Origin of the sequence: Novosphingobium sp. THN1 (genome assembly GCF_003454795.1) — a bacterium.
GTDB lineage: Bacteria > Pseudomonadota > Alphaproteobacteria > Sphingomonadales > Sphingomonadaceae > Novosphingobium.
This window is the reverse complement of the sequence record NZ_CP028347.1, coordinates 894,997-911,344: the sequence shown is the minus strand read 5'-3', so window position 1 is coordinate 911,344 and position 16,348 is coordinate 894,997. Positions and strand designations below refer to the sequence as shown.

The following is a 16,348-nucleotide window of genomic DNA, read 5'->3' as shown; positions in this document are numbered from 1 at the left end:
TGCTCCTGGCCAGCTCCAGATCGGAGACCTGGTGCATGCCCGGGGACGCGAGTGGATCGTGCTGGCAAAGCCGTCGGATGGCCTCTTGCGCGTTCGGCCTTTGTCGGGCTCTGAGGACGATGCGATCCTCATTGCCCCAAGCTGGAACGCCAGCCTGTGCGTGAGGCGAGCTTTGCTCTTCCCAACTCCGATCAGCTGGACACGCAGGACGCCGCACGGCTGCTGACCGATGCTCTGCGGCTCTCCTTGCGCCGGGGTGCGGGGCCGTTCCGAAGCGCGGCCCATCTGGGTGTGGAGCCGCGGGCCTATCAGCTTGTGCCGCTGCTCATGGCCTTGCGGCTCGAGGTCAAGCGGATGCTGATCGCTGACGATGTCGGCATCGGGAAAACGATCGAAGCCGGCATGATCCTTCGCGAGATGCTGGACCGGGGTGAGATCGACAACTTTACGGTCCTGTGTCCGCCGCATCTGGTGGATCAATGGGTCGGCGAACTTGCCCAGAAGTTCGACATTGATGCCGTGGCCGTCACATCGGCCCGTGCGCGTTCGCTGGAGCAGGGTATCGCCCTTGGCGACACAATCTTCGGCGTGCATCCGTTCACGGTCGTGAGCCTCGACTACATCAAGGCCGATAGTCGCCGCGAGGGCTTTGCGCAGGCTTGCCCGAAGTTCGTGATCGTTGACGAGGCGCATAGCTGCGTCGGCGGCAGTGAGAAAGGCACCCAGCAGCGCTTCTCCTTGTTGCAACGCCTGGTCGAGGATGAAGCCCGGCACATGCTCCTGCTGACCGCCACACCCCACAGCGGCAATCAGGATGCCTATGCTCGCCTGTTGAGCCTTCTCCATCCCGACCTGTCGCGCGCGCCGGATACGCTCGATGCCAACGCCCTCGAACGCTATCGGCGGCGGCTTGCTCAGCATTTCGTTCAGCGCCGTCGCGCCGATATTGCTGACAAGTGGGGCGAGAGCGGAGCGTTTGCTGAGCCGATGAAGGCCGATGCACCCTATAGTCTGACGGGCGATTTTCAGGCCTTTCAGGAAGATGTCCTCGAATATTGCCTCGGCGTGGCGACGCGGGCCGATGGTGCACAGGCTCGCCGTCTCGCCTTCTGGGGCACGCTCGCACTGATGCGCTGCGTGGGTTCGTCGCCGGCCGCCGCGCTGAGTGCGCTGCGCAACCGCCTCTCAGGCATGGCTGAAGAAGCACTGCTCGGGCCTATCCTATTCGATGAAGATGATGACGAGTTTGCCGACACGGATATCGAGCCGGCGACCGCAGGTGACAGTGAGGAGATCGCGGAACTCCGCCAGCTGATCGCGAAAGCTGAGGACCTGAACTCCCGGTTCGCGGATGATCCCAAGCTCCGCGAGCTCGTCGCGCAGGTAAAGGACCTCACGGGCAAGAAGGAGGCCCGCCCTGTCATCTTCTGCCGCTTCATCGCCACTGCCGAAGCCGTGGGCGAGGCGCTGCGCAGCCGCTTCAAGTCGCACACTGTCGAGGTGGTCACCGGGCGGCTCACGCCCGAGGAACGGCGTGAGCGGGTCGAGGCGCTGGAGGATCACCCCAATCGCATCCTTGTCGCCACAGACTGCCTGTCGGAAGGGATCAACCTCCAGTCGCTGTTCAATGCCGTGGTCCACTATGACCTGAACTGGAACCCCACCCGCCACCAGCAGCGCGATGGCCGCGTCGACCGCTTTGGCCAGCAAGCCGAGCGCGTTTGGTCGGTCATGATGTTCGGTGCGAACTCGATCATCGATGGCGCAGTGATCAAGGTGATCACCGAGAAGATGAAGCGGATTCAGAAAGAAACCGGGGTCGTAGTCCCGGTGCCGGAGGATTCGTCGAGCGTCTCCAATGCGCTCATGCAGGCGATGCTGCTGCATTCCAGCAAGCCGCGTGCGCAGGGCATGTTCGATTTCGGCGATGCCGAGGAGAAGCTCGAAACCCAGTGGCGCAATGCCCAGGAAAACGCCCACAAGAGCCAGACCCGCTATGCCCAGACGGCCCTGAAGCCCGAGGAAGTGCTGCCCGAATGGCACAAGCTGCGCGATCTGCTCGGAGGACCGGACGAGGTTGAGCGCTTCACCCGCCGGGCTTTGGCGCGGCTTGACGTGCCGCTCGGGCAGCAAGGCAAGCATTGGCGTGTGCGTTATGATGATATGCCCCAGCAGCTGCGTGAAAAGCTGGTGGCACGGGGCCTTAACGGCACCCGCATCATCGGCTTCCGCGACAAGCTGCCCCCTGATGTCGCCCAGGTCGGACGCACCCACCCCTTGGTGGCAACGCTCGCCGGGACGATGGCCGAAGGCGCACTCGACCCCAACGGCGTCGAAGGAAAGGCGACCCTCGGGCGAACAGGCGTGTGGATGACCCGCGGGGTTGATAGGCTGACGGTCCTCCTCGCCCTGCGGCTGCGCTTCAAGCTGGTCACCAGTGGCCGCCGCACTTTGCTCGCCGAAGAGGCGACCGGCATTGCCTTTGGCCCGCAGTCCAATCAGCCCGTTGCCATAGGGGCCGAGGCACTGGCTCTGCTGGAACATGAAGCCACCCGCAGCATCGAGCCGCCAGCTAACCAGCGCCAGATCGATCTTGCGCTCGCTCGCCATGCTGATTTCCAGCCCGCCATCGCAGCCTATGCGGCAGACCGCGCCGCTGCGCTCTCGCACGATCATGAGCGCGTGAAGGCCGCCACAAGGGGCGAGGGTGTCACCACCACCGTCGAACCCGTGCTGCCCGCCGATGTCATCGGCCTCTATGTCCTCGTGCCGGAGGCCAACTGATGGCGCGCCGTTCTTCCTCCACCGAACTCGGCCTTGTCGCGCTCACCATCGAGGGCGGGCTGATCGCGCCTGAACAGGTGCAGAAGGTCATCGCCGCCGATCGTACCCCCAAGACCGCCGACAGCTACAGCTGCCCCAAAGGCACCAGCCTCGGCGACGAGATCGCGCGCTTCTTCCGCATCGGTCAGGCGATCTGGCGCGACTATGATCAGGCAGACGCCAAGACCATCGCCCGCACCGCCGCCTTTGCCCGCGACTTGCTGACCCAGTGCCTTGGCTTCACCGACCTTCAAGGCCCGGTCGAACACCAAGAGGGCACCCGCCGCTATCGCATCGCCTGGGAAGGCAAAGGCGGGCGCGTGCCCGTCGTCGTCGCTGCTCCGGTAGACACCGGCGATGCCTTCGCCAAATCCCAGCCCGAATTCGGCGATGGGGAAGGCGGCCGCCCCCGCCGCTCGCCTGCCGCACTCCTGCAGGACTGGCTTAACGGCACCGATCACGCCCTGTGGGGTCTCGTCTTCGCGGGCGACCGCGTGCGGATCATGCGCGACAATGCCAGCCTCACCCGCCCGGCATGGATCGAGGCCGATCTCGGCGCGATGTTCCGTGACGAGATGTTCGCGGACTTCACCGCTTTCTGGCTCCTCGCCCACGCCACCCGCTTCGGCGCGGAAGGTGCCGCACCGTCCGATTGCGCGCTGGAACAATGGCGCGAGGCCGGGCTCAAGCAGGGGGTCGAGGCCCGCAAGGATCTCTACGCCAACGTCGCCACCGCGCTGGAGGAACTGGGGCAGGGCATCGTCACCGCCAATCCCGACTTGCGCGACCAGATCGCCACTGGCGCGCTCCCCATGCAGGCTTTGTTCGAGGAACTGCTGCGCACCGTCTACCGCCTCATCTTCCTCGCCGTCGCCGAGGACCGTGACCTCCTCCACCCCCGCCGCACCCCGCGTGAAGCCCGCCAGCTCTACGCGCAGGGCTACAGCTTCACCTTCTGGCGCGAGCGCAGCCGCCGCCGGGTCGCGCGTGACAGTCACCATGATGCGTGGGAGGCGATGAAGGTCACGCTCGCCGCGCTTGAACATGGTGAGGAGATGCTCGGCCTGCCCGCGCTCGGGGCCTGTTCGCCCAAGGCTCCACCCGTCACCTCAACACCGCCACCATCCCCAACCGCGCCTTCCTCGCCGCGCTGTTCTGCCTGGGCTTCATCCGCAAGGATGGGATCACCCACCGCATCAACTGGCGCGATCTCAAGACCGAGGAACTGGGTAGCGTCTACGAAGGCCTGCTCGAAATACGCCCCAGCCTTACCGCAAGCGGCGATTTCCAGCTCGGCACCGGCGCCAAGGGCAATGACCGCAAGACCTCCGGCTCCTACTACACCCCCGACAGCCTCGTCGAATGCTTGCTCGACAGCGCGCTTAACCCCGTGCTCGAACGCGCAGAGGCATCCGGTGCCACGCCCGAGGAGAAGGTCGCCGCCATCCTCGATCTCAAGGTCATCGATCCGGCCTGCGGATCGGGCCACTTCCTGCTCGGTGCCGCCCGCCGGATGGCTGACCGGGTCGCGCGCCTGCGCAACGAGGACGCAGGGAAAGAGGAAACGCAGGCCGCCCTGCGCGATGTCGTCTCCCGCTGCATCCACGGGGTCGATCGTAACCCGATGGCGGTCGAACTCGCCAAGGTCGCGCTGTGGATTGAGAGTGTCTCGCCCGGCCAGCCTCTGGGCTTCCTCGATGCCAACATTCGCTGCGGCGACGCGCTGCTTGGCGTGTTCGACCTCGCCGTGCTCGAAGAGGGCATCCCGGACGAGGCCTACAAGCCGCTCACCGGTGACAGCAAGGACGCTGCCAAATTCTACCTCAAGATGAACCGTGACGCGAAGAGGGGCAGGGCAGCTTCGATTTCGCAGGCGGCGGCGGGTCCATGCCCGCCAAGCCCATCGCGGCGGGGCTGGGCCGGATCAAATCCATGCCCGAGGATACCGTCGGCCAGGTCGAGAAAAAGCGCGCTGCGTTCGAGGCGTGGAAGGCCGATCCTGCGCGCTACGCCACCGAGGTCGCCTGCGATCTCTACATGGCCGCCTTCCTGATGCCGAAGACCGAGGTGCCGCTCAATTACCAGCGGGCGATGGTGCCGACCACCGGCGACGTGCGGCAGAAGCTGGCGGGCGGCAATGTCTATGGCCCGCTGGAAGGCGCTGCCCGCGAAGTCGCCGGTGCGGCGAGCGTGCTGCACTGGCCGCTCGAATTTCCCGATGTGATGGTGGGGAACGGCGGGTTCGACGTGGTGCTCGGCAATCCGCCGTGGGAGCGGATCAAGCTTCAGGAGCAGGAGTTCTTCGCCGGGCATCCGGTCGCCGAAGAGCCCAACGCCGCCGCCCGCACCCGCGCCATTGCGAAACTGGCCGAAGCGGGCGAAGGCTCACCCGACCGCAGGCTTTACGATGCCTTCCAGATCGCCAAGCGCGTGGCCGAAGCGACCAGCACCTTCGCCCGCGTGCCGGGCGACAGCGGCGGGCGCTACCGCTACACCGGCACGGGCGACGTCAACACCTATGCCCTGTTCGCTGAGCATTTCTTGAACCTGATGGGGGAAAGGGGGCGGGCTGGGGTAATCGTGCCGACGGGGATCGCGACGGACGCGACAACCGCGCCATTTTTCGATCACCTAGTCTCGAATGCACGCTTGGTCTCACTCTTCTCGTTTGAGAACGAGGAGTTCATATTTGCTGGAGTTCACCACTCATTCCGCTTTTGTTTGATGACGCTCGGGATTGCGAACGGAGACAGCGAGTTTTCGTTCTTCGCCCGGAAAGTTGAACATCTAAGCGATCAACGTCGACGTTTTTTCCTGTCTCCGACAGATATTATCGAAATAAATCCGAATACGCGGACTGTTCCCGTGTTCAGGTCGCAAAGAGATGCTGAACTGGCAACCAGACTCTACCGAAGAGTTCCAATTCTGCTTAACGATCGACGAGATCAGGCCGAAAATGCCTGGGCGATATCGTTTGGAACCATGTTCCATATGTCTGCAGATAGCCAGCTGTTCAAAACGGCAACCGATTTGGCGTCGGATGGATATGCAAGATGCGGAGTTGATTGGCTTTTGCCTGGCGACGACTTAAACGAGCCCAAAATGACGGCAGCCTCTCGGTTCGTCCCACTCTATGAAGCCAAGATGACTGCCTTCTATGACCATAGGGCATCGTCGTATGCCAGTCGTGGCGATGATAGAGGGTTTCGCGTTTTGCCCGAAACAACTCTCGCCGAACACCAAGATCCAGACTTCGAAGCTGAGCCATTTTATTTTGTTCAGTATTCCGGCGTGGATAGCTGGCTTGCCACACGAGGTTGGAAAAAAGACTGGTTAATGGGCTGGAAGGAAATAACTACAGCAAGTAGTGAGCGCACATTGCTGCCAGTTGCGATGCCCAGATGGGGTGTTGGCCACAAGATACTCCTAGCCTTCCCTGATGCGTCAGATTCACGGAATGCGTCTCTCTATGCCAATTTAAATTCCCTGATTTTGGACTGGATTTCCCGCCAAAAGCTAAACGGACTTTCCTTCTCTTATTTCGTTCTAAAGCAACTCCCCGTCCTCCCCCCAGCGCCTACGACGAAGCCGCGCTCGCCTTCATCGTCCCGCGCGTGCTGGAGCTCACCTACACCAGCCACTCCATGGCCCCCTTCGCCCGCGACCTCGGCTATGAAGGCCCCCCTTCGCATGGGACGAAGACCGCCGCGCGCACCTGCGTGCCGAGCTCGACGCCTGGTATGCCCTCGCCTACGGCCTCACCCGCGACGAACTGCGCTACGTTCTCGATCCCAAGGACGTGATGGGCGAAGACTACCCCAGCGAAACCTTCCGCGTCCTCCAGAACAATGAGATCAAGAAGTACGGCGAATACCGCACGCAGCGCCTGGTGCTGTCGGCCTATGATGCGTTGGTGAAAGCCGCTCCCGCGACGCAGGATCTGGCAGACGGGCAATGGCAGGGCACAATTGCTGACGAGACCGATGTGCGCCTGCTGCTCCAGGCCGTTCTCAAGCGTATGCGCACCCCGAGCAATGCCAATGAAGTACGCGCGGCATTTCTCTTCGCTGCGCAGCCGCATCTCCTGTCGCGCCATCTGGTTGGCCCGGCCAAGGCGGAGTGGGAGCGGCTTGTCGGCAATGCGGCAACGCTGCCAGTGTCACAAAACATCCCGACCCTTTCTGCACGTCCGCTTCACCATTTCGGAACTTCCCAGGCCATGCTGGCAGCCCGCGGCGTCTGGCGAACGGATCCGGTCACCGGCAAGGTCGATCGCGGCGCAGCCATCTACGAAAACCCGCTTCCGCCATGGGCTGAAGGTCGCGCCGACTTCGCATGGCACGCATTACAAGACATCGATCTGAGTGCGTCGACGACGACCGCATCACTTACTCAAGAGGAGCGGACCTTCATTGCCCAATCCGCCGCAGCCTGACCTGTTTGCCTCCTCGTTCGACGGGTTTCTCCCCCGGGACAGCAATGGTCCGCGCCTGTGGGTCAGGAGGCTGGTGATCTGGAGTGCGGCGAAGGAACCACCGGTTCGCGACATTCCACTTCGGCCAGGGCTCAACATCGTCTGGTCCCCAGATTCCGGCGCAGATGATCGACCGATGGGGCATGGGGGTGGGAAGACCAGCTTCTGCCGCCTCATCCGCTATTGTCTGGGTGAAGACAGCTTTGGCACCGATGCACAGCGTAACCGCCTAGCTGCAGCGATGCCTGGTGCGCTGGTTGGCGCAGAGGTCATACTCGATGGCCAGCTATGGAATGTCATCAGACCGATCGGTGCCGGGGCGGGTGGTGCAAGCCATTGTGCGGTAAGGGGCGGCTCACTCGATGCCTTGGTTCAGGGTGAAATTCCGAACCCGACGATGAAGCCACTGCGCCAGGCAATCGCGCAAGCCATCATGCCAACAGCATGGCCCAGCATGCCGGGCAGCAGCAGTGCCGATGAAGCGTGGGAAGTCGCGCTCGCCTGGATGACCCGCGATCAGGAATGTCGCCTGCTCGACATCATTGAGTGGCGCGCACCGGAAACGCAATCCCACTCACCAACCCGCAATATGGCCAGAACTGACCGCGTCAGGGCGATCCGATTGCTGATCAAAGCGTTGCAGCAGGACGAAATCGACGCGACCCGTCGCGCGCAGGGACATAGAGGCCAGGCAGAAGCAGCCATGCGGAGCAAATTGCGCGTCGAGCAGGTCCGCGAGGACGTGGCGCGCAGTTTAGCGAAAAAATTCGGGGGAACCGAGGACGATCAGACCTCTCCCAATTTTTGGGTGTCCAAAGCAAAGGCTGAAGCTAGTGCTGCCAAGCTTGTGGCTGACCCGCAGATTGATCAGAAACTAAGCGACGCACGGGCATTGGTGGAGCAGCAGGATGCTCGTTTGCGTGCGGCGGAAAAGCAGGTCAGCGATGCTGACGCAGCATTACCTGAAGTCATTGAAACTTTGCGGATCATCGACGGACAGATACCGCGTCTAACCTCCATACTGCAGGACGCGACCGACCCGATTTGCACCACTTGTCGGCAACCTTGGCCGGACAACAAACAAGAGATTGTCGATGATCACCGGGCAAACCTCAAAGAGCTCACCGACGCGCGCAATGCCGCTGATCAGCGGAGAAAAAACCTGTTGGCGGACCAAAACTCCGGGAAACAGGATGCGGCTCTAGCGCGCCAGCAATTCGATCAGGCCAAGGCGACATTCGACAGGCTCGAACAGAGCGCGAAGGAGGCCGCTGCTGCGCTGGCGTCAGCAACAGGCTATGTCACGCTCACCGAACGCTACCCTGAATATCTCACCGAGATTGCCCGTCTGGATCGAGAAATTCAGAGCGAGACCGAGGCAGAATCGAGAGAGCGGCGCACGGCCAAAGAAAGCCGACAGGCCGCACAGGCGATTGTCCAGCGCCTGTCTGAGCTGTTCCATATGACGGTGCAATTCCTCATTCCCGACAATGCTGCCGGCAAGGTGGCGTTGACCGAAAACGACATCAAACCAGATATTTCACTGCATGGCGAATTGACGACGGCTGCCGTGGATTCGCTGAAAGTCGTTGCTTTCGATATCGCCGCACTGCTGCTCACGCTGGAGGGCAAAACCGAACTTCCTGGCTTCTGGCTACATGACAGCCCGCGCGAAGCTGATTTGGGCCTGGAAATCTATCATCGCCTGTTCGAGCTGGTCTTTTGGCTTGAAGCTCGAACGGAGACGCCACAATTCCAGTACATCGTGACGACTACAACCGCGCCTCCTGAGAAGCTGCGCGGCGATCCGTGGCGTGTGCTGGAGCTGAGCAGTGCGCCGAGCGATAGGCGGCTGTTCCGGCGCGATCTATGATTGGCAACCGAGCCTCGGAAGCCAGCTCGTGCGACAAACCGAGTGCGACGGTTATTGATTTGTTGGGAAGTCCGGCCTATTTGCAAACCAATCGCACCCGCCCGGCCTCTGTCCACAAGGATATGCACACTGGGCGGGTCTTTTGTTTTCAGCTGCTTGATCATACAAGATCGGCAGCATGACAGACAGCTTTGCCAAACCTGCGCTGACCATCGACCAGCAGATAGCGCATCTGCGCGGCAAAGGCATGGCCATCGAGGACGAAGCCCGGGCGCGATACTGGCTTACCCATGTCAGCTATTACCGGCTCAGCGCCTATTGGCTCTATTTTGAACATCCGAAAGGGCAGAATGGGCCCCGCTTTCGCAGCGGCACCAGCTTCGATTCCGTCACTGCGCTATACGATTTCGACCGAGTGTTGCGCCGCTTGGTGATGCGGGGAACGGAGCACGTTGAAGTCGCTTTACGCGGGAACTGGGCTTACCAGCTGGCCCTTCTCGGCGATGGCCACAGTTATCTGGACGCGAGCCTCTATTCAGACCGCAAGGAGTTCCACGCCAATCTTGCCAAGCTTGCGGGTGAGGTCGGTTGGTCGAGCGAGACCTACATCAAGCATTACCGGGAAAACTATCACGACCCGGCCTTGCCGCCTGTTTGGATGGTCGCAGAGATGATGTCATTCGGTCAGCTTTCCCGGTGGTACTCGAACCTTGCGGAGCGTGCCTTGCGCAATCGGATTGCGCAGCCGCTTGGCCTTCCCGAAACTGTCCTGGTGCCGCTCGTGCGTCACATTGTCGATGTGCGCAACATCTGCGCCCACCATGGGCGACTGTGGAACCGTGGCTTCCGGATGCCTCCCAAGCTTGCGCAGAAGCCCGATCCCTTGATGAGGACATTGGATCAGAAGGCCACGCAAGCCCCTGCCCGGCTCTACAACGGACTTTGCATGATTGCGCACGTGGTGCGCACGGTCGCCCCGGCTTCAACATGGATGATGGATCTTGGCGCTCATCTTCGGACGCACCCCACCAATGACCTTGCTGCAATGGGCTTTCCCGCTGATTGGCAAACCAGGCCGCTCTGGCAATGACGGGGCTTCTATCCCTCCGACACACGACCGCGCACCCAATCTTCCGGGTGGAGCTCGATCAGGCAGCCTACAACCACGGTTTCCGCAAGGCGAACGGCGTTGCGGACGGATGGCTATGGTTCAAATCGGACGAAGGCGTGCCGGGGGAAGTGGCGCTCGCCAGCGGCATCAATCCTGACGGGTCTCCGTGGTTCCTGGCGGTCGAACACGCGGGTGTGGCTGCAAAACTGGGGGTGGAACTGGCGGAAGCGGCGGTCAATCCACCCGCGCATTTCAAGGGTGCCTTCGCCTTCGCGACACAGGCTGAGCTTCGCGCAGCCCTTTCCCGCGCATTCCATCTGGCACGCAGTCTGCCGACATTCCCGCTTGCGCAGTATGAGGCCGAAGTTGCCGAACTGGGGAACACCGTAGTTGAGCGGATCGTCAAGGAACGCGTGGGACAGGGCTATTTCCGCCGCGCATTACTGGACTACTGGAACGGGCGTTGCCCCCTCACCTGGATCAGCGATGAGCCGCTTCTGCGCGCCAGCCACATCGTGCCATGGTCGGAATGCCGTAGCGATTCCGAGCGACTGGACGTTTTCAACGGGTTGCTGCTTGTCGCCCATTGGGACGCAGCGTTTGATCGCGGTCTTGTGAGCTTCGACGATGAAGGGCGCGCGCTCCTCAAGCCAACCCTCAGCGAGGAGGCGCTGAATTTGCTGGCGCCGGATCGCGCACGCCTGCTGCCGCTCGATGATGCTCATCGCCGTCAACTCGCCTGGCACCGGGAGCGGTTCGGCTTTTCAGAATAGGCGACAGCATTCCGAGCCTGAGCGGGCGTGTCTAAATGATCGGGTGCCAACCCGGGGTCATTTTGCCAAGCCCGCATTTCACAACCCGCTGATCCGGACCGTCGGACTGCAGTCACATCAAATTCTTCGCATCAAAGGGAAATCGACCTCGACCGCGCAAAACTCCAGTCGACCCCTCCGCGCTGGTTCACCGCACCAGCCACGGCCTGGCCAAGCTTGCGCTCCAACACTGGCTGCCAGGGCACAAGCTGAAACCCCAGACCATTGTCGATCATGGCGAAGCGCCCAGACGCAAGATCGACACGCTGCCGGTAAATGCCTGCGACATGCTCCCCGGGCCCACTCGCTTGCAGCTCAAGCCCGGTCTGCCGGGAGAGCCTGTTCGCCGCCTCGGCCATCTCTCCCTGACGTAAGGTTTCGAGAAGGCCGCGCGCAAACAGAAACCGCCGCCCCTGCCGGGTCGCCAGCCCTTCCTCAGCCAGACGCTCGGCACGTTGTTGCAGGGCTTCCTCGACCTCCCGCCCGAAGCCTGGCCCATGTGCCGTCGGCTCCTTCGCCACGAGTTGCTGGTCGAGCCACGTCGCTCCTTTGGCCGTGACCTGTTCCGCCAATCCCAGATCCGAACGAACCGTCAGCGCGGCATGGCCTTGTCCCTTGCGATCGGTCCAATGCCGCAGTTCCACGATCCCGCCGGGCCGGGCATCGCTGGTGGCTTCGAGATCGTTGAAACGTAGGTGATGGGTCCGGCCATCGATGCCATCGACGACGGCGAAGGCCTTGCCCGACAGCTCATCATGAAGCCCCCTGCTAGCCAGTCGGCCGATGATCGGATCCGATGGCGGCTGGTCATGGATCGCAAGCCGGGACAGGTCTGAGCGCCATCCATTCTCCGCCATCGAGCGGTGGATCGTCTTGATGACATCACCGCGCATTTCGAGGTCGCGCAGGGTCTTCTCGGCGTCACCGCGCAGCATCCAGCGCCCTGGCCCTGTTTCGCCTGCCAGCCCCATGCGCGCCAGCGTGTTGACCCTGCCCACAAGCAGCGCCTGACGCCGGCGGTCTTGATCCGCCGCCGGACGCAGATCGATCACCTCAGCGCGATCCTGCATCGTGCGCAGTTGCCGGTCGAGGCCGGTCCACCGCTCCGCTGAGACTTCACGGGCCATGGCACGATGGATGTCGCGTTCGTTGCGCGGCCCGAGCTCGATCGTGACCCGCTCTTCGGCCCGGGCGCGCATGCCCTCGCGAATATAGTCGCGGTCGATGATCAGGTCCGCACCGTCCGCAGTTCGCCCCCGGACCAGCACATGCACATGCGGATTATCGGTATTCCAGTGATCGACCGCGACCCAGTCGACTGGCGTGCCGAGATCGCGGGCCATGTCGTCCATCAGCTCGCGCGTGAACGTGCGCAGGTCAGCGAGCTCGGTCGCATCTTCTGGCGAGACGATAAACCGGAAATGGTGCCTGTCATCCGCGCAGCGCTGCGCGAATGCCTCGCCATCGGCATTGTCCCCGCCGGCATCGAACAGTTGGCCGCGCTCGTGGTCGCGCGTCACGCCATCGCGCTCAAGGTAGGAGACGTGAAGCGCAAGCGGCGCGGCTCGGAACCGCGCGCCCTTGTGACGCACGACGCGCGCTTTGATCACCACACGGCGCTGATAAGGCGAACGCCGGGCGCGCAGCGCGGCCGCTCGGCCTCGACCATATCTTCCCGTCCCGGCCGGCTTGCCGCTCCGGCGAGCGAGCGGCGTTGCCCCGGAGCGGCGCGACGCCTTGAGCACCTGGCCGACGAGTGAGGTCGCCTTCCTGCTGGCGGGCATGCCCTGGTCCCGCGATCGGCCGGGACGGATCTCGAAGTCGTCGTCCTTCATGGCTGAGCCGAAGGGAGCGACGTCGCCTGAAGCGGCGTAAAAGAGCGGTTTCGAGAGCGGTGCGACAGCAGCGGGGTCCGGACGACGTCGCAAATTTCTGAAGTAATCCAATCACCTTCACCCCTGGCGACGTCGCCGCTTTTATCTCGCCATCCTTCCGCTCCTTTCCCTTCCGACCTCACCCCTCCGCACAATTCTGCGCCAGTCCACGCCATGATGCACTCGAGAGACCAGGGCGTGATCATGGTAACGGACGTCCCGAGACAGGGGCGAAGAGCCCGCTGGGTGCACGCGCTGATGCAAGCGGCGGGTCCGCAGGGTCTCGCTCGGCGGCGAATGCAGCCGTCGTGTCCGGTGTGTCAGAACGCAAAGCAAACAGCGCGGCCTGAGTCCACGACGTGCGGACGACTGGCAAAGACGAAGCACCAGCCAGCAGGATCGGCGAGCTGCCATTCTGCAGCATTGGTGCAATCCGGCCGACATAGGCGCGCGTTTCAGCGGGCAGCGGGCGGCCCTTGTCACGATAGTCGGCATAGCGGCCAGGCCCCGCATTGTAGGCGGCCAGAAAGCCTTCTGCACCGTAACTGTCGTACATTTCACGCAGGTACGATGTGCCTGCCATGATGTTATCGCGCGGATCGAACGGGTCTGAGCCGAGGCCGAACCGGGCGCGCTGGCGCGCCCAGGTTCCGGGCATGAGTTGCATCAGCCCCATGGCCCCGGCCGACGATACGGCACCGATCCGCCCGGCACTCTCCACCCGCATGACCGCATAGATCCAGTGTTCGGGAATGCCGAACCGCTGCGATGCTTCGGTCACATGGGCGGCAATATCGCCCCTTTGGGCCGCCGCTGGCTCGGCCACCGGCCTCGGCAAGGCTGGTGCGGCAGACAGGAGAGCCAGCATGGAGCAGAGGATGCGAAGCGGACGGGGCCATGACATGGTTCAGTCCGCCTTTTCACGCCGGGACGGACGCGACCAGACCAGCACATGCTCGTTGCCGTCGCCCTGGAAGAGATTGGCGCGCAGCGGCTGAACGAAAACCGGATCATCAATCTGGATCGCCACATAGGCACCGGCCTTCTCCCCGACATGCTTCCAGGCTGCGCCGATTTCGGGTGCCTCGTCGTCCTCGCCGGCAATCACCCGGTAGTCCGGCGCATTCTCGCTGTCGGACGGATCGGCCGGGACGAGCACCAGGTCGATGTCGAGCGTGAGCGTGTGAAGGTGTCCGGCAAAACCGCCGTCGGCGGAAACAAAGGTTCCGATACGCATCATTCATTCTCCTTGCTTGGGGGTGAAAACAGAGGAAGTCTGGGCCTGCGCGAACCACACGCGGCGGCCATTGCCGCGCTCGTCGGTCCAGACCGGAACGGCGCGGCCGGTGACGGCATTGGCAGGCAGCGGGCCGAAGTAGCGCCCGTCAAAGCTTGCTGGCTGATCCGGATTGAGGGTGAAAATTTCGCCGGGACCGAGCACATGACAACCGCTCCAGACTGGCAGCGGACGCCCCATTCGGTCGTTTGCGAGCGCGAGGGCGGCAAGTTGCCCGTCGATGGTGACGCCGTGACGGAAGCGGCAGACGCGCTGGCCGGAAACGGCGGCGACGCGCTTCAAGAGCGGGACACCGGCAGGCAGATAGCCCCGCTCGGCGAGTAGTCTCTGGATGGCAGCAGGCGGTTCGATCGCTACACGGTCATCGACCGCGAGCGCAGCCGGATCGCCAACCAAGTAGAGCCCGGTTGGCACGGAATGGGTCACATTCCAGACGAGCGGACGGCGCGCGGGCAGAGCCAGCGAGGCGATCGCCAAACCTGCGGCAGCGACGGCCAGAATGATGGTTCGCCGCTTCATCCCTGCAACGCCTTGCGCGCGAGCCAGGCCCGGTGCCGCTCGGGTGAATAGCTGCGGGGCGTTTCGGCAGCGATCAGCCGGTTGTGAATGTGACGCCAGTAATCGGGGGCGACCTCGCCGGGGTCGATGCCGAGCTGCTCGATGGCATCGATCAGCGCGAAGACACGCCGAACCTTGCGCCACCCCGTCACCGACAGCAGCACTTCGGCGCCAGGGGTGACGTGCGGGACGCGCGTCACCGGCGCTCCTTCGGCAACGGCCAGCAGGACGTCGCAGCGCGAAAGGACTGTGCCGTAGTCGTTGGAAGCCCAGCGCACGAACCCGAAGGTCTGTCCTGGCGCATAGCATTCGACACGGCGCCGGCGGTCACAGATGCGGCTTGCAACCGGCTTGCCAAAGCGCAGCCAGTGCTCGCGTACGCCTTCCTGCCAGAAGAGCTCAACCTCCGTGAAAGCCCCGCGCCGGGTGCCTGCGGCATCGTCGCTCTTGCCGGGCGGCTGGCGCAGTTGTCCACAGGCCCTGGACGTTAGCAAGAATCCGAAGGATTCTTTGTTAGCACAGTTAAGGGACCTGGAAACCTTGGAGTTCTGCGGCTTTGCCGACGATTCCGGTTCCCGATAGTCCGAGTTTGCGGTTCCTGATCGTCCGAGGCCGGGGGTTCCTGATAGTCCGAGTGCAGTCATGACTTATCCACTCCGCTGTAGCCGAGCCGCCGCATCGCGGCATCGAGGGGATCTTCGGGGATGCAGACGAAGCTGAGCCGTTCCCGGCCGAGTGCATGCTCGAGCGCGAGACGGTAGCCCGGCAGGGGTTGGCGACGGACAATGTCGCGTAGCTCGAAGGTAAAGCGCTTGAGCGGCGACAGCGCGCCTGATTTCAGATGAAGGTGGGCGACATCGAAACTCCAGCCACCCTTCTGCTTACCGCCATGCTTTCGCACGATCCGGTAAAGCCAGCGCTCCAGGCCGCCTGTCAGGCCAAAATAGGTCCGGTCGATCGTCAGCACGAGCGCGGCATCGAGCACACCTTCGTAGAACCAGTCCGGGACGATCATCTCGATGCCCAGGGCCCGGCCCGAACTGTCGAGGCGTTCGCGCCATTCGTTGATCCAGGAGAAACGATGGCGGCGGCGGTGGTGGGCCTGACGGATGGACGTCGCGACGGTGGTCGACTGCAGCCGGTCGAGCCCCGCTTTCAGGCGCTCATAGCTGGCCTTTCCGGTCCCGCGCCGGGTGAAGCTCAGGATTTCGTGGGGCGTGGCAGCGATCAGCCGCGAGGTCGGGCGACCGCGATCGCGCGCCTCGACAATCTGGCTGGCGACCCAGATCAGCACATCGGCATCCCAGATGGTCGCCATGCCATGTTCGGCTGTGGCTTCGACCAGAATCGAGACCTCTCCCATCCGGAAATCGATCGGGCGTACCCGCTTGGACTTGGCGAGGCTGAAGAAAGGCCAGGTCATCAGGTCCTGAGCATCGCGGGCGGCGATCTCGCCGCCGCCGCTGACGAACAGGTCAAGCTGGCCTGCGCTCCCGGAAAAGGCTGACACTCGACGCATGGCTAGC

Annotated in this window: 13 protein-coding genes and 1 pseudogene; 7 read left to right on the top strand and 7 right to left on the bottom strand. The window is 63.1% G+C overall.

The annotated features are described in order from the left end of the window. The first annotated feature begins 156 nt into the window (after nucleotides 1–156). Nucleotides 157–2,784 (top strand): DEAD/DEAH box helicase, encoded by a 2,628-nt coding sequence (locus C7W88_RS04515; RefSeq protein WP_240344822.1) that lies wholly within the window; start codon nucleotides 157–159, stop codon nucleotides 2,782–2,784. On the opposite strand, the gene C7W88_RS23490 is transcribed toward C7W88_RS04515, so the two are convergent. Further along, nucleotides 2,757–3,869: a hypothetical protein gene (locus tag C7W88_RS23490; RefSeq protein ID WP_240344821.1), complete on the bottom strand. Its 1,113-nt coding sequence runs from the start codon at nucleotides 3,867–3,869 to the stop codon at nucleotides 2,757–2,759. The genes C7W88_RS04515 and C7W88_RS23490 overlap by 28 nt on opposite strands. A 320-nt stretch (nucleotides 3,870–4,189) precedes the next feature. On the opposite strand from C7W88_RS23490, the pseudogene C7W88_RS23485 reads away from it, so the two are divergent. The 6 genes and pseudogenes from C7W88_RS23485 to C7W88_RS04495 all read left to right on the top strand — a co-directional run. Further along, nucleotides 4,190–4,429 (top strand): annotated as a pseudogene (locus C7W88_RS23485) (hypothetical protein); the annotation flags it as partial. Nucleotides 4,430–4,755: 326 nt separating this feature from the next. Next, nucleotides 4,756–6,675 carry a hypothetical protein gene (locus C7W88_RS23480; protein WP_240344820.1) on the top strand — a complete coding sequence of 640 codons (1,920 nt, stop codon included), beginning with the start codon at nucleotides 4,756–4,758 and terminating at the stop codon, nucleotides 6,673–6,675. Further along, nucleotides 6,626–7,258 (top strand): hypothetical protein, encoded by a 633-nt coding sequence (locus C7W88_RS23475; RefSeq protein WP_240344819.1) that lies wholly within the window; start codon nucleotides 6,626–6,628, stop codon nucleotides 7,256–7,258. Before C7W88_RS23480 ends, C7W88_RS23475 begins: the two co-directional genes overlap by 50 nt. Beyond that, nucleotides 7,236–9,170: a hypothetical protein gene (locus tag C7W88_RS04505; protein WP_162895898.1), complete on the top strand. Its 1,935-nt coding sequence runs from the start codon at nucleotides 7,236–7,238 to the stop codon at nucleotides 9,168–9,170. The genes C7W88_RS23475 and C7W88_RS04505 overlap by 23 nt, the downstream gene beginning before the upstream one ends. Before the next feature lie 178 nt (nucleotides 9,171–9,348). Next, complete coding sequence (locus C7W88_RS04500) at nucleotides 9,349–10,260, top strand: Abi family protein (protein ID WP_118072649.1); 912 nt, start codon at nucleotides 9,349–9,351, stop codon at nucleotides 10,258–10,260. 149 nt (nucleotides 10,261–10,409) lie between these two features. Then, nucleotides 10,410–11,054: an HNH endonuclease gene (locus tag C7W88_RS04495; protein WP_240344818.1), complete on the top strand. Its 645-nt coding sequence runs from the start codon at nucleotides 10,410–10,412 to the stop codon at nucleotides 11,052–11,054. Between the two features lie 131 nt (nucleotides 11,055–11,185). Here C7W88_RS04495 and C7W88_RS04490 read toward each other — a convergent pair whose 3' ends face one another. From C7W88_RS04490 to C7W88_RS04465, 6 genes are all read right to left on the bottom strand, one after another. Beyond that, nucleotides 11,186–12,928, bottom strand: coding sequence for a DUF3363 domain-containing protein (locus tag C7W88_RS04490; RefSeq protein WP_118072647.1), 1,743 nt, complete (start codon nucleotides 12,926–12,928; stop codon nucleotides 11,186–11,188). Nucleotides 12,929–13,169: 241 nt separating this feature from the next. Then, nucleotides 13,170–13,835: a lytic transglycosylase domain-containing protein gene (locus tag C7W88_RS04485; protein WP_255418794.1), complete on the bottom strand. Its 666-nt coding sequence runs from the start codon at nucleotides 13,833–13,835 to the stop codon at nucleotides 13,170–13,172. Nucleotides 13,836–13,874: 39 nt separating this feature from the next. Next, complete coding sequence (locus tag C7W88_RS04480) at nucleotides 13,875–14,207, bottom strand: DUF736 domain-containing protein (protein ID WP_118072645.1); 333 nt, start codon at nucleotides 14,205–14,207, stop codon at nucleotides 13,875–13,877. Continuing rightward, a complete protein-coding gene (locus C7W88_RS04475) occupies nucleotides 14,208–14,783 on the bottom strand; it encodes a S26 family signal peptidase (protein WP_118072644.1) in 576 nt (191 codons plus the stop codon). Continuing rightward, the gene (locus C7W88_RS04470; RefSeq protein WP_118072643.1) at nucleotides 14,780–15,316 is read right to left on the bottom strand and encodes a DUF2840 domain-containing protein; all 537 of its coding nucleotides are present in this window, start codon (nucleotides 15,314–15,316) and stop codon (nucleotides 14,780–14,782) included. Before C7W88_RS04470 ends, C7W88_RS04475 begins: the two co-directional genes overlap by 4 nt. A 146-nt stretch (nucleotides 15,317–15,462) precedes the next feature. Then, nucleotides 15,463–16,341 (bottom strand): replication initiator protein A, encoded by an 879-nt coding sequence (locus C7W88_RS04465; RefSeq protein ID WP_118072642.1) that lies wholly within the window; start codon nucleotides 16,339–16,341, stop codon nucleotides 15,463–15,465. Between the last annotated feature and the right edge of the window lie 7 nt (nucleotides 16,342–16,348).

Excerpts from the sequence above, each read along its gene's own strand:
- C7W88_RS23490 (WP_240344821.1), bottom strand. The coding sequence starts at position 3,869 with ATGTTCAAGCGCGGCGAGCGTGACCTTCATCGCCTCCCACGCATCATG.
- C7W88_RS23480 (WP_240344820.1), top strand. The coding sequence starts at position 4,756 with ATGCCCGAGGATACCGTCGGCCAGGTCGAGAAAAAGCGCGCTGCGTTC.
- C7W88_RS23475 (WP_240344819.1), top strand. The coding sequence starts at position 6,626 with ATGGGCGAAGACTACCCCAGCGAAACCTTCCGCGTCCTCCAGAACAAT.
- C7W88_RS04500 (WP_118072649.1), top strand. The coding sequence starts at position 9,349 with ATGACAGACAGCTTTGCCAAACCTGCGCTGACCATCGACCAGCAGATA.
- C7W88_RS04490 (WP_118072647.1), bottom strand. The coding sequence starts at position 12,928 with ATGAAGGACGACGACTTCGAGATCCGTCCCGGCCGATCGCGGGACCAG.
- C7W88_RS04485 (WP_255418794.1), bottom strand. The coding sequence starts at position 13,835 with ATGCTGGCTCTCCTGTCTGCCGCACCAGCCTTGCCGAGGCCGGTGGCC.
- C7W88_RS04480 (WP_118072645.1), bottom strand. The coding sequence starts at position 14,207 with ATGATGCGTATCGGAACCTTTGTTTCCGCCGACGGCGGTTTTGCCGGA.
- C7W88_RS04475 (WP_118072644.1), bottom strand. The coding sequence starts at position 14,783 with ATGAAGCGGCGAACCATCATTCTGGCCGTCGCTGCCGCAGGTTTGGCG.
- C7W88_RS04465 (WP_118072642.1), bottom strand. The coding sequence starts at position 16,341 with ATGCGTCGAGTGTCAGCCTTTTCCGGGAGCGCAGGCCAGCTTGACCTG.